This is a genomic window from Actinomadura sp. 6K520 (assembly GCF_004349245.1).
Lineage (GTDB): Bacteria > Actinomycetota > Actinomycetes > Streptosporangiales > Streptosporangiaceae > Spirillospora.
The window spans coordinates 1-14,195 of sequence record NZ_SMLC01000176.1 but is presented as its reverse complement, the minus strand read 5'-3'; the positions used below and the strand labels follow the sequence as shown (position 1 = coordinate 14,195).

11 protein-coding genes, 3 tRNA genes and 1 pseudogene are annotated in these 14,195 nt (G+C 73.5%); 6 read left to right on the top strand and 9 right to left on the bottom strand.

What is annotated here, in order from left to right:
* Window positions 1-626 (top strand): annotated as a pseudogene (locus E1289_RS38515) (glycoside hydrolase family 43 protein); the annotation flags it as partial.
* On the opposite strand, the gene E1289_RS30960 reads toward E1289_RS38515, so the two are convergent.
* Window positions 623-1,855, bottom strand: coding sequence for an ROK family transcriptional regulator (locus tag E1289_RS30960; protein ID WP_131986537.1), 1,233 nt, complete (start codon window positions 1,853-1,855; stop codon window positions 623-625). The pseudogene E1289_RS38515 and the gene E1289_RS30960 overlap by 4 nt on opposite strands.
* Before the next feature lie 90 nt (window positions 1,856-1,945).
* Here E1289_RS30960 and xylB point away from each other — a divergent pair, with 90 nt between their 5' ends.
* From xylB to E1289_RS30945, 3 genes are all read left to right on the top strand, one after another.
* Window positions 1,946-3,328, top strand: coding sequence for a xylulokinase (gene xylB, locus E1289_RS30955; RefSeq protein WP_131986535.1), 1,383 nt, complete (start codon window positions 1,946-1,948; stop codon window positions 3,326-3,328).
* 11 nt (window positions 3,329-3,339) lie between these two features.
* Window positions 3,340-4,500 (top strand): xylose isomerase, encoded by a 1,161-nt coding sequence (gene xylA, locus E1289_RS30950; protein ID WP_131986533.1) that lies wholly within the window; start codon window positions 3,340-3,342, stop codon window positions 4,498-4,500.
* A 163-nt stretch (window positions 4,501-4,663) separates the two neighbouring features.
* Window positions 4,664-5,164 carry a DUF664 domain-containing protein gene (locus E1289_RS30945; RefSeq protein ID WP_207929262.1) on the top strand — a complete coding sequence of 167 codons (501 nt, stop codon included), beginning with the start codon at window positions 4,664-4,666 and terminating at the stop codon, window positions 5,162-5,164.
* Window positions 5,165-5,183: 19 nt separating this feature from the next.
* On the opposite strand, the gene E1289_RS30940 is transcribed toward E1289_RS30945, so the two are convergent.
* The 5 genes from E1289_RS30940 to E1289_RS30920 all read right to left on the bottom strand — a co-directional run bounded on the left by E1289_RS30940 (window position 5,184) and on the right by E1289_RS30920 (window position 11,358).
* Complete coding sequence (locus tag E1289_RS30940) at window positions 5,184-6,545, bottom strand: glycosyltransferase family 4 protein (protein WP_131986531.1); 1,362 nt, start codon at window positions 6,543-6,545, stop codon at window positions 5,184-5,186.
* A gap of 62 nt (window positions 6,546-6,607) precedes the next feature.
* Entirely contained in the window at window positions 6,608-7,846 is a 1,239-nt protein-coding gene (locus E1289_RS30935) for an Ig-like domain-containing protein (protein WP_243713260.1), read from the bottom strand.
* 138 nt (window positions 7,847-7,984) lie between these two features.
* Window positions 7,985-9,166 carry an Ig-like domain-containing protein gene (locus tag E1289_RS30930; RefSeq protein WP_243713259.1) on the bottom strand — a complete coding sequence of 394 codons (1,182 nt, stop codon included), beginning with the start codon at window positions 9,164-9,166 and terminating at the stop codon, window positions 7,985-7,987.
* Window positions 9,167-9,294: 128 nt separating this feature from the next.
* Complete coding sequence (locus tag E1289_RS30925) at window positions 9,295-10,011, bottom strand: VC0807 family protein (RefSeq protein ID WP_243713258.1); 717 nt, start codon at window positions 10,009-10,011, stop codon at window positions 9,295-9,297.
* Between the two features lie 420 nt (window positions 10,012-10,431).
* Window positions 10,432-11,358, bottom strand: a complete 927-nt coding sequence (locus tag E1289_RS30920; protein ID WP_131986525.1) for a LysR family transcriptional regulator — start codon at window positions 11,356-11,358, stop codon at window positions 10,432-10,434.
* A 169-nt stretch (window positions 11,359-11,527) separates the two neighbouring features.
* On the opposite strand from E1289_RS30920, the gene E1289_RS30915 reads away from it, so the two are divergent.
* The gene (locus E1289_RS30915; RefSeq protein WP_131986523.1) at window positions 11,528-12,865 is read left to right on the top strand and encodes a pyridoxal phosphate-dependent aminotransferase; all 1,338 of its coding nucleotides are present in this window, start codon (window positions 11,528-11,530) and stop codon (window positions 12,863-12,865) included.
* Between the two features lie 22 nt (window positions 12,866-12,887).
* On the opposite strand, the gene E1289_RS30910 is transcribed toward E1289_RS30915, so the two are convergent.
* The 3 genes from E1289_RS30910 to E1289_RS38510 form a co-directional block, all read right to left on the bottom strand.
* Window positions 12,888-12,972, bottom strand: a tRNA-Ser gene (locus E1289_RS30910).
* Window positions 12,973-13,026: 54 nt separating this feature from the next.
* A tRNA-Ala gene (locus tag E1289_RS30905) sits at window positions 13,027-13,097 on the bottom strand.
* 15 nt (window positions 13,098-13,112) lie between these two features.
* Window positions 13,113-13,184 (bottom strand) — tRNA-Trp (locus tag E1289_RS38510).
* A 303-nt stretch (window positions 13,185-13,487) separates the two neighbouring features.
* Here E1289_RS38510 and E1289_RS30900 point away from each other — a divergent pair.
* The gene (locus tag E1289_RS30900) at window positions 13,488-14,060 is read left to right on the top strand and encodes a hypothetical protein (protein WP_131986521.1); all 573 of its coding nucleotides are present in this window, start codon (window positions 13,488-13,490) and stop codon (window positions 14,058-14,060) included.
* Window positions 14,061-14,195 lie beyond the last annotated feature (135 nt).

Sequence of the window (14,195 nt, the reverse complement as noted above, 5' to 3'; positions counted from 1 at the left end):
CCCTCCCGCCGCACCCGTGGCCCGTGGTGCCGCTGTGCGACCAGTTCGACGGGCCGGAGCTGGCACCGGTCTGGAACGTGCTGCGCGCCCCGCGGGAACGCTGGTGGAGCCTGGACGAGCGTCCCGGGCACCTGCGGCTGCGCGTCCGTCCGGAGAGCCTCGCCGACGTCGCCAGCCCCTCGTTCGTCGGGCGGCGCCAGCAGCACCACGACTTCGCCGCCTTCACCTCGCTCGACTTCGCCCCCGCCGACGAGGAGTGGGCGGGCCTCGCCCTCGTCCAGAACAACGACTTCCACGTCGTGCTCGTCTCGACGGGCGACGGCATCCGCCTCGTCAAGCGGGAGCAGGGGATCGAGACGGTGCTGGCGGCCGCGCCGGCCGCCGCCGGGCCGGTCCGGCTCGGGTTCGAGGCCCGCGGCCGCTGGTACCGGGCGTCCTACGCGGCCGGCGGCGCGGCGGGGCCGGACGGCTGGACGCCGCTCGGCGACCCCGTGGACGGCGACATCCTGAGCAGCCAGGTCGCGGGCGGTTTCACCGGTGTCTACGTCGGCCCGTACGCCACCGCGAACGGCCGGGCGAGCACCAACCACGCCGACTTCGCCTGGTTCGAGTACCGCCCCCTCTAGCGCGCCCCGGCCGGCGGTTCCCGCTGGAGCAGCAGGGCGGGTCCGGCGATGACGCGTTCGATGACGAGGCCGGCGGCACCGAGGACGGCGGCGCCCTCCGCGAGGCCGGAGACCTCGACCGGCGGCGCGCCGCGGCGCAGGGAGCCGGAGCCGCCGGCGAGGACGGCCTCGATCGGCGGGCGGATCCAGCCGGCCAGCGGGGAGAACACCCCGCCGAGCACGACGGTGTCCGGGTCGATCAGGTTCACGACGGAGGCGAGCGCCCCGCCGAGCGCCCGGCCGGCCCGGTCCACCGCGTCCCGGGCGGCCGGGTCGCCGGCGTCCAGGCGGCCGACGAGCGCCCGCACCGGGTCGTCCGGGGCGGTGTCCGGCCCGGTCACCGGCAGCCCCGCCGCGCGCAGGATCGCCTCCTGACCGGCGATCTGCTCCAGGCAGCCCCGGCCGCCGCAGGAGCAGGGCGGGCCGGACGGCTCGGCCACCAGGTGCCCCAGCTCCCCGGCGAAGCCGTGGGCGCCGCGGAACACCCGGCCGTCCACGACGATGCCCGCGCCGATCCCGATCTCGCCCGAGACGTGCACGAAGTCGCCGAGGCCGGCGCCGCCGCCGAACCACAGCTCGCCGAGGGCGGCGAGGTTGGCCTCGTTGTCGTACTCGGTGGGCAGCGCCAGGTCGAGGCCGGGCGCGCCGGTGACGGGGACGTCGGTCCAGCCGAGGTTCGGTGCGTGCCGCACGACGCCGTCCTCGCGGTCGAGCAGCCCCGGGAGGGCGACCGCCGCGCCGGCGACGGACAGGCCCTGCGCCGCGACGGCGGCGACGGCCTCGGCCGCGAGCGCGGAGAGCGCGGCGAGGACGGCGCCGGGCGCGCGCCCGCGGTGGTCGGAGCTGATCACGTGCCGGTAGCGGACCCGCTTGCCGAGGTCGAGCACGCAGGCGGCGAGATAGTCGACGTTGACCTCCAGGCCGAGCCCGGCGGCGCCGTCGCCGCGGACGGACACGCCCACGCCCGGCCGCCCGCGCTCGCCCTCGTGGACGGGCGCGCCGCCCCGCACCAGCCCCGCGCCCTCCAGCAGGGCGACGAGGTTGGAGACGGTCGTCTTGGTGAAGCCCGTCAGCTCGGCGAGCCGCGCCCGGGTCACCGGCTGGTGGCGGGCGATGTGCTCCAGGACGACGGCGAGGTTCCGCTCGCGCATCGTCGCGTGCCGGACGGGGGCGTTCGCGGACTTCGTCATGAATGAACCCTAATTGAAGCGGGTGTATAGGCAGGACTGTTCCCCTCTGCTACGTTATTTAGTCCACGCTCTTTACGAAAGGTGGGGCGGATGACCGGGAACCTGGTCGCGGGCGTCGACTCCTCGACCCAGTCGACGAAGGTCGTCCTGTGCCGCGCCGGGGACGGCACGGTCGTCGCCGAGGCGACGGCCCCGCACCCCGACGGCACCGAATGCCATCCCGACCACTGGTGGAACGCGCTGTCGCGGGCGCGCGAGCTCCTCGAACGGGCCGACGCGGTCGCGGTCGCCGCGCAGCAGCACGGCATGGTCGCCCTCGACGGGGCGGGCGAGGTCGTCCGCCCCGCCCTGCTGTGGAACGACACCCGCTCGGCGCCGCAGGCCCGCGCCCTCGTCGCGGAGCAGGGCGGCGCCAAGGCGTGGGCCGAGCGGACGGGCAGCGTGCCGCTCGCCTCGTTCACCGTGACCAAGCTGCGCTGGATGGCCGAGCACGAGCCCGGCAACGCGCGGCGCACCGAACGGGTGATGCTCCCGCACGACTGGCTGACGCTGCGGCTCGGCGCCGGCGAGCCGGTCACCGACCGCGGTGACGCGTCCGGAACCGGCTACTGGTCCCCCGCGTCCGGCGCCTACCTGCCCGACCTGCTGCGGGCCGCGCTCGGCCGGGACGCCGAGCCGCCGCGGGTCGCCGCGCCGGGCGAGCGCGTCGGCGAGACGGCGTGGGGCGCGGCGCTCGGCGCGGGCACCGGCGACAACATGGGCGCGGCGCTCGGCCTCGGGCTGCGGCCCGGCGACGTCGTGGTGTCGATCGGCACGTCCGGCACGGCCTTCGCGGTCGCGGACGAGCCGTCCGCCGACCCGTCCGGGCTGGTCGCGGGGTTCGCCGACGCCACCGGCCGGTTCCTGCCCCTCGTCTGCACGCTGAACGCCGCGCGGATCCTGTCGGCCGCCGCGTCCATCACCGGGGCCGCGCTGGACGAGCTGTCCGCGCTCGCCCTCGCCGCCGGGCCGGGCGCCGGCGGCGTGACGCTGCTGCCCTACCTCGACGGCGAGCGGACCCCGGACCGGCCGGACGCGACCGGCGTGCTCGCGGGCCTCACCACCGCGAACGCGACGCGGGAGAACGTGGCGCGGGCCGCGGTGGAGGCGCTGCTGTGCTCCCTCGCCGACGCCGTGGACCATCTCGCCGCGCAGGGCGTCCGGCCCCGCCGCACCCTGCTGATCGGCGGGGGCGCCCGCTCGCGGGCCGTCCGGACCCTCGCTCCGGCGATCCTCGGGACACCGGTGGTCGTCCCCGAGCCCGCCGAGTACGTCGCGCTCGGGGCCGCCCGCCAGGCCGCCTGGGCCCTCGCCGGGACGCCGGAGCCGCCCGCCTGGCCGGCGCCGCCGGCGACCGAGCACACCAGTGAGCACACCGGGCAGGAGATCCGCGAACGCTACGCGGCGCTGCGCGATTCCGCCCCGCAGATCTGAGGAGGTCTCCCATGAGCGACTACACGCCCACGCCCGAGGACAGGTTCTCGTTCGGCATCTGGACCGTCGGCTGGCAGGGCGTCGACGTGTTCGGTCCCGGCACCCGCCCGCCGATGCCGGCCGACCGCGCCGTCCGCAAGCTGGCCGAGATCGGCGCCTACGGCGTGAACTTCCACGACAACGACGTGTTCGACTTCGACGCCACGCCCGCCGAGCGGCAGGGGCGGATCGACGCGTTCCGCAAGGCCCTGGAGGAGACCGGCCTGGTGGTGACCACGGCCACCACGAACCTGTTCGGCCACCCCGTCTTCAAGGACGGCGCGTTCACCGCCAACGACCGCGACGTCCGGCGGTTCGCGCTGCGCAAGGTCATGGACAACCTGGACCTGGCCGCCGAGCTCGGCGCGCGGACCTACGTCTGCTGGGGCGGGCGCGAGGGCGCGGAGAGCGGTGCGGCCAAGGACGTCCGGACCGCGCTGGACCGCTACAAGGAGGCGTTCGACATCCTCGGCGCCTACGTCGCCGACCAGGGGTACGACCTGCGGTTCGCGATCGAGCCGAAGCCCAACGAGCCGCGCGGCGACATCCTGCTGCCCACCGTCGGCCACGCGCTGGCCTTCATCGAGACCCTGGAGCGGCCGGAGCGCGTCGGCCTGAACCCGGAGGTCGGCCACGAGGAGATGGCGGGGCTCAACTACGCGCACGGCCTGGCGCAGGCGCTGTGGCAGGGCAAGCTGTTCCACATCGACCTGAACGGGCAGCACGGTCCCCGCTACGACCAGGACCTGCGGTTCGGCGCGGGCAACACCCGCGGCGCGTTCTGGGTCGTCGACCTGATCGACCAGAGCGACTACGACGGGCCCGTCCACTTCGACTTCAAGCCGCCCCGCACCGAGGACGACCAGGGCGTGTGGGACTCGACGGCGGCGTGCATGCGCAACTGGCTGATCCTGCGCGAGAAGGTGCGCGCGTTCCGCGCCGACCCCGATGTCCAGGCCGCGCTGCGCGAGGCCAAGGTGGACGAGCTGGCGCAGCCGACCCTCGCCGACGGTGAGGACTGGCGGTCCGTCCGGAACTTCACCGTCGACGCCGAGGCCCTCGGCAGCCGCCGCACCGCCTTCGAGCACCTCGACCAGCTCGCCCTCGAACACCTCTACGGCGTCCGCTCCTAGGCGCCGTCTCCCCGCGGAAGCCCGCCCCCTCCTCCCGGGGGCGGGCTTCCGCATGCCGGGGTGCGGCCCGGTGATGGTCGCCACACGCGGCGGAATGCCGGAACCCGGCGGGTCGGCGGAAGATCGTGCGGATGACCCGGCCCGTTCGGGGTAGCGACCGCCAATGACCAGCGCGCAACTGCTCACCGACGCGTTCGGCCGGGTCCGGGAGACGGTCCATGAGGCGGCCGGCGGGCTCACCGCGGCCCAGCTCGCCCACCGCGTCGGCGACCATGCCAACTCGATCGGCTGGCTCGTCTGGCACCTCACCCGCATCCAGGACGACCACGTCGCCGACGCCGCCGGCACCCCGCAGGTGTGGACGCGCGACGGCTGGGCCGCCCGGTTCGGCCTTCCCTTCGACCCGTCCGACACGGGATACGGGCACACCTCCGAAGAGGTCACGGCCGTCCGGGTCGGGTCGGCGGACCTGCTGACCGGCTACCACGACGCCGTCCACGACCGGACCGCCGAGTACGTCGGCTCGCTGACCGACGGCGACCTCGCGCGGATCGTGGACCGCGCGTGGGACCCGCCCGTCACGCTGGGCGTCCGGCTGATCAGCGTGATCTCCGACGACCTGCAGCACGCCGGGCAGGCGGCGTTCGTCCGCGGGCTCCTGTGACGGGCCGGCGGGCCACCGGTCAGCGGTCGCCGCCCGGGACGCCCAGCCCCCGGTCCTCCGCGACCTCCCCGGCGCGCGGGCCGGAACCGCGCGGCGGGGCCGGGCGCAGCCCGGTGATGAGGCGGGACCACCGCGTGCCGATGTGCTCCAGATCGTAGGCCCGCGCCGAGCGCACGGCCTCCTCGCCGAGGCGGTCGCGGAGGGCGGGGTCCTCGATCAGCTCGCGGAGCGCGGCGGTGAGCGCGGCCACGTCGCCGGTGCGGACGAGCAGGCCGTCGCGGCCGTGGTCGATCAGCTCGGGAGGGCCGAAGGGGCAGTCGAACGACACGACCGGCAGGCCCATGCCCATGGCCTCGATGATGACCATCGGCATGCCCTCGCGGCGTGACGACAGCGCGTAGATCGACGCGCGCGCCATCTCGCCGTGCAGGTCCCGGGTGAGGCCGCACAGCTCGACCCGCCCGGTGAGGCCGAGCTCGGCGATCAGCGCGCGGAGCCGGTCGCGGCGCGCCCCCGAGCCGAAGATGCGCAGCCGCCAGTCGGGATGCTCGGCGGCGATCGGCGCGTAGGCGCGGATGAGCAGGTCGAAGCCCTTGTTGAGGACCAGGCGCCCGGCCGCCAGCACGACCTTGTGCTCGCGGGTGGACGTCCCATCCGGCAGCGCCGGTGCGGCGTTGGGGATCTTGACGATGCGGACGCCGGATCCGGCGAGGGCCGCCTCGTACCCCGCGCGGGCGGGCTCGGTGAGGACGCTCAGCACGGTGAGCCGGGGGTAGGCGCGGACGACCTGCCGCCGGAGGGAGGGCTGGTAGGACTCCAGGCTCATGTGGTCCTGCCCGATCGTCGCCGCGCCGTCCGGCGCGAGCTCGGCCGCCACCAGCACCAGGGACGGCCGGGTCGCGATGAGGACGTCGGCGGGCGACCGGTGGACGGCCCTGAGCAGGCACACGTCCGACCACAGGCTCATGTGCCGGAAGGATGCCTCCTCGGCCGGGACCAGCAGGCTCGGGAACCGCTCCAGGAGGCGGGCCGTCCGCCCCTTGGGGGCGAAGCGGTCGTCGGCGTAGGTGAGCGTGGCGTCCGGGGGGATCGCGAAGAACGGCTTCCTGCTCCGCCTGACGACGCTGACGATCTCCACGTCGTGGTCGCGGGTCAGGTACCCGCACAGGTTCAGGACGCTGCGGATCGTGCCGCCCGTCCCGTGCGCGTTCTGCAGGAGGACGCGGACCCGCAGCCGCTCACCCGGCGGCGGCACGCGCCTCCGCCGCAGCGGGCGCAGCGCGGACAGCGCCGCCCGGCGCAGCGCACGGTGTGCTCCGCGCCGGAGGCGGCGCCGCAGTCTCGGTCTCCTGGGCTTCGGCCTGCCCTTCGGGTCGTCCACCGGGTCCCCCTAGCGACGGCGGAGGTGTGATCCCCCCTTCCCGCCGGTGGGCCCGGTCAACATCATCCCGTGGTCACGGTACGGTCGAGGGCGCTCCCCTTGACCCACCTGCTCCAGGACATCTCGTAGTAGCTCCAGCCGTTGAACGGGTCGAGGCTGCGCTTGCTGCCGGTGATGTCCACGGGGTCGCCGCGGTAGGACCACTTGTAGAACCAGCGGGCATCCTTGGGCGGCGAGTTGATGCAGCCGTGACTGACGTTCTGGCGGCCCTGCGCCCACACGGTGGCCGCCATCTCGTGGACGTACTCACCGCTGGTGGAGATCCGCACGGCCCAGGGGATGACCTCCTTGTAGCCGCCGTTCTCCTTGTCCTCCGGGTCGACGCCCATCCACTCGGACGTCATGACCGCCGGGTTCTCCTTGCCCATGGTCAGGTGGATGCCGCTGGCGGTGAGGTAGGTGTCGACGCCGTTGACGACGCGCCCGCCCTTGCCCGCGCTGATGGGCCAGGTCCGGACCTTCTTGCCGTTCAGCCTGGCGACGGCCTTCTTCTTCTTGGTGCTGATGGTGGTGATGTGCGAGTCGCCGATGCGGAAAGAGCGCCCGAAGTCGGACGTCCCGTAGGTCTTCTTGCCCGTCTTGACCCCGGCCAGCCTGGCCCGGAGCATCACCTTCTGGTTGGGCTTCCAGTACTCGCCGTTCTTGGTGCGGAAGATCGCCGTGGTGTCGTTCTGCCAGTGCCACGCCCCCGTGGCGGGCTTGGTGGACCTGACGTCCAGGACCTTCTCCACGGCCTCCTTGTCCTCCACCGCCCGGTTGAAGACGACGATGATCGGCATGCCGACGCCGACCGTCTCGTTCTTGGTCGGCGTGACGTCGAGGACCGTGAGTTCCTGGGGCGCCTTGTGCGTGGCGAAGTTGGCGTTGACCGTGGTCGACTTGCCCTCGGGGCTCGTCGCGACCGCGGTCACCTGGTACCTGGCCCCGGGGCGGAGCGTGCGCGACTTCCAGGTGGTCTTGTCGTCGGCCATGTCGCCGTCGACCGGCCTGCCCTTGAGGGTCACGGTGACCTTGTCGAGGGTGCCGCCCGCGGCGGTCACCGTGACGCCCTTCTCCGGCCGCGCCTTGACGTTCCCGTCACCCGGGTCGATCGTCACCTGGGGCGCCTGCGCGTCGGCCTTCTCCCCGACGGTGACGCCGCCGCTGCCCTTGTCTCCCCCGCTACAGGCCGTCGTGAGGAGCAGCACGGCCGCCGCCAGCGCCGTGCCCGCCCGAACTCCTGCGGATAGCCTCCGCTGCACCTCTACCTCCAGTAACCCCGCCGTCTCCATGGAGACATTAGCGACAAAAGTCGACGATCATGCCAGGACCCGAGGGTTTTGGTGGCGGCCGAGATCAAAGCGTTGTACGCGCGGCGGAGGGGAGGGGTCCACACCGGATCAGCGCAGCGCGCTTCCCTCGCGCCACTTGTCGAACGACATCTGCCAGAACCCCCAGCCGTTGTCCCACTCGATCTGACGGTCGGTGCCGGTCAGCTCGATGACGTCGCCGCGCTGCATGATGTCGTAGTACCAGCGCGCGTTGGCCGGGCTGAGGTTGAGGCAGCCGTGGCTGACGTTCGCCGAGCCCTGCGAGCCCACCGACCAGGGCGCCGAGTGCGTGAACTCGCCGCTGTTGGAGAAGCGGACCGCGTGGTCGACCACCGTCTTGTAGTAGCCGGAGTCGCCGGGCTTGCGGCCGGGCGCCGTCATCGTCACCGGGTTGCCCTTCTCCATCAGGAGGTGGACGCCGCTCGTGGTGGTGTACTCGCGGGTCTGGCCGTTCCCGGCGCTGAACGGGACGGTCCGCAGCTTCTTCCCGTCCCGCGTCACGGTCATGTGGTGCTTGCGGATGTCGCCCTTGGTGATCTGCGCGGCGCCGATGGTCAGGGTCGCCTGCGCGTCCTCGGCGCCGTAGACGCCGCCGCCCGCGTTCACGCCGGCGAGCCGCGCGTGGAAGCGGACCGTCTGGTGCGGCTCCCAGTACGTCTTCGTCCGGTAGATCGCCTTGTCCTGGCCGACCCATCGCCACGCGCCCTCGACCGGCTTGCCGGGGGTGACGCGCAGCGTCCGCTCCACGGCCGCCCGGTCGGCGACCGGGCCGTCGAACGTGACGATGATCGGCATGCCGACGCCGACCTTCTCCCCCGCGACGTTGGGGGTCACGTCGGCGATCTTGAGCGTCCGCGCCGCCTTGAGCGTGGTGAACGAGCTGGTCACGGTACGGGTCTCGCCGCCGTCCCGGGCCTGCGCCGTGACGGTGTAGGAGGTGCCGGGCGCCAGGGTCCGGTCGGAACGCCAGACCTTGCGGTCGTCGCCGAACGCGCCGGTGACCGTCGGGCCCGCCGCCCCCTGGACGGTGACCTTCTGCAGTTTGCCGCCGGCGGCCTTCACCTCGATCGTCCCGTCCGGCTTGACCTGCGCGGTCCCGTTGGCCGGGGTGATCGTCACGGGCTCGCCGGACTCCCCCGACGCGAGCTTGCCCGCGCCCCCGATCGAGCAGCCGGCCAGGGATCCGGCCGTGAGCATCGCAACCACGGCCGCGCCGCCGGTCGCCGCCAGCCTGAAACGGCCTCCAGTCACCACAGACTCCCCCAAAACCAAATATCTCACCCTGTGTCGGGCTATCTAGTAATGGAGACGCCGTGTTTGGGCCGGAAGTTCGGCAAGCCGGGCGGGAAATCCGCCGCTCAGACCCGGTTCGTCACCGCTCAGACGGCGACGGCGTCCTCCGCGGGCTGGCTGTTGACGTGGCGTACGACACGCTTGAAGCCCCACACCGACGCGGCGATCCCGGCCGCGCCGAGCCCCGCGACGACGCCGGTCCGGATCCACAGGTACATGCTGATCGACTGGCTGAACAGCATCCACAGGCTGACGCCGACGTTTGCCATCAGCACCGCCGACCACAGCAGCGAGATGCGCAGGAAGAAGCGGCGGACCCTGTCGTGCTTGTAGAACGCGTCCGGGATCGGCGCCATGTCCTTGGCGAGCTTCATGGCCAGCGGCTTGCCGAGGGGTACCGAGGCGAGGAAGGCCATGCTCACGCAGAGCGTCCCCAGCGTCGGTTGCAGGAAGTACACGACCGCGCTGCCCGTCGCGGCCGACAGCCCCGCGCGGACGGTCACGCCGATCGCCGCCAGCAGCAGCATCCCCGACACCGGGTGGCCGCGCACGTACCGGTAGACGATGCCGCCGTACACCCAGGCGACGGCGGCGATGAGCGCACCGGTCAGCCCGAGGAGCACGAGCGCGACGTAGAACACCACCACGGGGGCGATGACGCCCTCGACGAACCGCGGGAGCGCGTGCAGGAGCAGCGCGGGAATCCGCGGCAGTTCGAAGGCGAGGTGCCCGCCGCCGTGGCCGTCCGCGGACCCGGGCGCGCGGGTCAGGCCCGCCGGGCGTTCGGCGGCGGAGTCCGCCACGGTGGAACCGTCAACGGCGCAGGTCTCGCCGGCCACTGTGGCGGGGCCTGCCCCGTACCCGTCCGCCTGGAGTGTGGAGGTTCCCGCCGCCCCGGGGGCCGGAGCAGGCGTGATCGCAGGTCGATCCATCGAGCGCTGTGCTCCCCGATCGGTGTGCATGAACTCGGAATTACTCACGATTGCGTCCCACGGTACGTGATGGCCCGCACCCGTCCGTCCGCTTTGGGATGATTCGGACCGCGCGGCCATCCTCCGGTCGGTTCGGCTCCGCCTCTCCTGGTTAGTTCGGCTGCGCCGCTGGATTGGTTCGGTTCGCGTCCGGTTCGATCCGGCTTTCGTTTCCCGAGGTGACGCCCGGAAACCGCCCGAAACGGACACGCCGCGGCCGGGCCCCGGCTCCGGCCGCGGGGGCGGCCCCGCTCACCCCTCGGGACGGGCCGGCTGGGCGTCGCGGGCGGCGGCGTAGATGGCCCGGAGCGTGACCGCCACCGACGGCCTGCGGACGCTCGCGGCCCTGGTGACGGCGTAGACCTCGCGGGCCAGCGTGCACTCGGGGATGCGCCGCACCGCCACCCCCTGGTCCCCGGCGGCGAGGGCCAGCGCCGGCACCACGGTGATGCCGATCCCCCGCGCGACCAGGCTCAGGATGGTGTGCAGGCCCTCGAACTCCCACGGGACCGGCCTGGCCCCGCCGACGGTGTCCAGGAGCCGCTCGGCCGCCTGCCGGGACGGTTCGCCGGCCGGCGCCGCCATCCACGGCTCGTCCCGGAGCCGCTGCAGGTCCACGGGCCGCGAGGGGTCCGACATGGGGTGCGTGGAAGGGACGACGAGCACCAGCGGGTCCCTGCGCAGGTGGAAGAACTCCAGGGCGGCGGGCGACTGGTCGGGGACCTTGCCCGTCCAGTCGTCGATGAGGGCGATGTCGACCTCGCCGTTCTGGACCTGCCGGATGCCGTCGCCGGGGCGGGTCTGGCGCAGGACGAACGTCAGGCCGGGATGCTCGCCGAGGCTCTGCGCCAGCGCGGGCGCGAAGGCGACGGCGGCGGTGGGGAACGCGGTGACGACGACGCGCCCCATGGGGGTGTCGGAGTGCGCCGACAACTCCGCCTCGGCCGTCTCCACCAGCCCGAGGATCTCCTCGGCGCGCTCGGCCAGCCTGCGGCCGGCATCGGTCAGCTCCGCGCTGCGGGCGGTGCGGTCCAGCAGCGGGACGCGCGCCTCCCGCTCCAGCGCCGACAGCTGCTGGGAGACCGCCGAGGGGGTGTAGCCGAGGGCGGCGGCCGTCGCGGCGATGCTGCCGCGGCGGGCGAACTCGGCGAGCAGCCGGAGGCGGCGCAATTCGAGCATGAGTCCACCTTATGGTCACCATCGATGAGAGTCGCTTGTGATGATGCTTTATGCGGGCAAGTATGAATCGAGCCCGGCCGGGTCGCACAGGGGGATTGCGCGGTCACCCACCGCGACGTCGCCCGCCTTTTACCGAATGCCTTCATACGCCATGCCCTGGAGCGTTTCGATGCCTGCCCAGAGAGTGTCCGCACCCGTCCGGCCGCTGCCGTTCAGCCCGCGCCCCGTCCCGCTGTCGGCGACGCTCGCGGTGAACGAGGCCATCGCCCGCAAGCGCAGGGAGGGCCGGCGCGTCCTCCCGCTCGGCTTCGGGGAGGCCGGGATACCGATACATCCCGCCCTGGCCCGCGAGCTCGGCGCGGCCGCGGGCCGGGGCGGCTACGGCCCGGTCGCCGGGTCCGCAGCGCTGCGCGCCGCCGCCGCGGGGTACTGGACCCGTCGCGGGCTGCCCACCGACCCGGCCACGGTCGTCGCCGGCCCCGGCAGCAAGCCGCTGCTCTACGCGCTGCTCACCGCGCTCGGCGGGGACGTCGTCGTCCCGGCGCCGAGCTGGGTGACCTACGCCGCGCAGACGTCGCTGGTGGGCGCCGAGCCGATCCGCGTCGCCACCCCGCCCGGTGAGGGCGGCGTGCCGAGCCCCGCGCTGCTGGCCGACGCCGTGGTGCGGGCCCGCGCACGCGGCCGGGACGTGCGCGCCGTGGTGGTGACGCTGCCCGACAACCCGACGGGGACGATCGCCTCCGCGGAGACCGTGCGGCGGCTGTGCTCGGTCGCGCGTCAGCACGACCTGGTGGTGATCTCCGACGAGATCTACCGCGATCTGGTGCACGCGCCGGACCGGACGGTGCCGAGCCCCGCGCGGCACGCGCCGGAGCGGACCGTCGTGACGACCGCGCTCAGCAAGAGCCTGGCCGCGGGCGGCTGGCGGCTCGGCGTCGCGCGGCTGCCGGACGGTCCGTTCGGCCGGGCGCTGCGCGACAGCCTGCTGGGGGTGGCGAGCGAGATCTGGTCCAGCGCCCCGGCCCCGATGCAGCACGCCGCCGCGTACGCGTTCGCCGAGCCGCCCGAGCTGGTCGAGCACGTCGACCGCAGCCGGCGGCTGCACGCCGCGATCATCCGCGCGGTCGCCGGCCGGTTCGCCGCCGCGGGGGCCCGCGTCACCCGCCCGGAGGCCGCCTTCTACCTCTACCCCGACTTCGGGCCGCTCCGGGACGAGCTGCGCGCCCGGCACGGCGTCCGGACGGCCGGGGACCTGACGCACCTGCTGCTCGAACGGCACGGGGTCGGCGTGCTGCCCGGCAGCTCGTTCGGGGACGCGCCGGCGTCGCTGCGGATGCGGGTCGCGCCGAGCCTCCTCTACGGGGAGGACGACGAGCAGCGCCTCGCGGCCCTCGCGTCCGCGGACCCGGCGTCGCTGCCCTGGATCGCGGACGCCCTGGACCACCTGGGCGACGTCCTCGCCACCCTGGCCGAATCGGCCACCGTGGGCGAGCCGGCGCCGGCCTGACCGCGATCCGGCGTTGTTTCCGCGGAGGGTAAGGGAGTCGAACCCCTTCGAGTGTCACCTCGACGTCAGTTTTCGAAACTGCTGCCTTACCGTTCGGCCAACCCTCCGGGCGAAAGGCGGGGCCGTCCGGCCGCCGGACGGCCCCGCCCCGTGAAACACCGTGGACCAGCAGGGAGTCGAACCCTGATCGCTTCCTTGCAAGGGAAGTGTGCTCCCGTTACACCACAGGCCCATCGTCCGTGCTCAGCAGGGGCGGTAGGAGTCGAACCCACTTTCCGCCGGTTTTGGAGACCGGCCGCCTAACCGGTGGCTCGCCCCTTCGTGCTTTCGCTTCCGTTCGACGTGATCAATGGTGCGCCGCGCTCCCGCCGGCGCACAAAGTATTTTCTGCGTACCGGCCCGGATGCGCACCGTCATCGATGTCCGGGAGCGGCCGCGCGGACGACGCCGCCCCGGCCCGACCGGCACGTATAAGCGTGGTGTAAGGTCCAACGACGCACGAGGCGAACGTCACGAATCCACCTCCGGCAGGTCATACCGCAACCTGCCGGTCTGGCCCGTGATAAACCCTAGATGAGCACGAAGTCACGCAAGTGATGAAAGAAAGGCGAGGGGGCCCGCCATGAGGCATGCACGGGACGGGGCTGCCGCGGCGATGAGCGCCGCCTCCAGAATCCTCGTCGCCCGGGGCAAGAACGAGCCTCAGGAGATGGAGAACCCGGAAGTCGCCTGGGGCCAGCGCGCCCGTGACGGCGTGTGGGTGCCGACGCGGGACGGCCAGCGGATCCACCTGGGCATCGACGTGGCGGCGGCGGACACCGTCGCCCAGATCCTCCGCCCCAGCCTGCGGGTGTTCGTGGGCGTGGACGTCGACACCGACATCGTCGCCCAGACGACGGCCGGCGGCGTGCGGCTGCTGACGGTGATCCACGGACCCGACGCCCCCTCGGAGTTCCGGTTCATGGTGTCCCTGGCCGACGGCCTGACCCTGGAGTCGATGCCGTCCGGCGGGTACGACGTCGTCCACCTGCGGTACGGCGCGACCGTGGGCCGCCTCTACAACCCGTGGGCGAGCGACTCGATGTTCCGCCAGGTCAAGGCCGACTACACCCTGGAGGGGTCGGCCGTCACCATGCGGGTCCAGCACACCGACGCCTACTACCCGGTCGTGGCCGACCCCCACTACGAGCGCTGATCCCGAAGGCGTCCGCGGCCATCCCCCGCCCCCACATGGCCGGGCGCGGGACGGGTCCGGTACGGATCGGCCGCGGGTCAGATCCGGGTGAGCTCGGCGACCGCGCTGACGACGGCGTTCGTGTCGGCGAGGGTG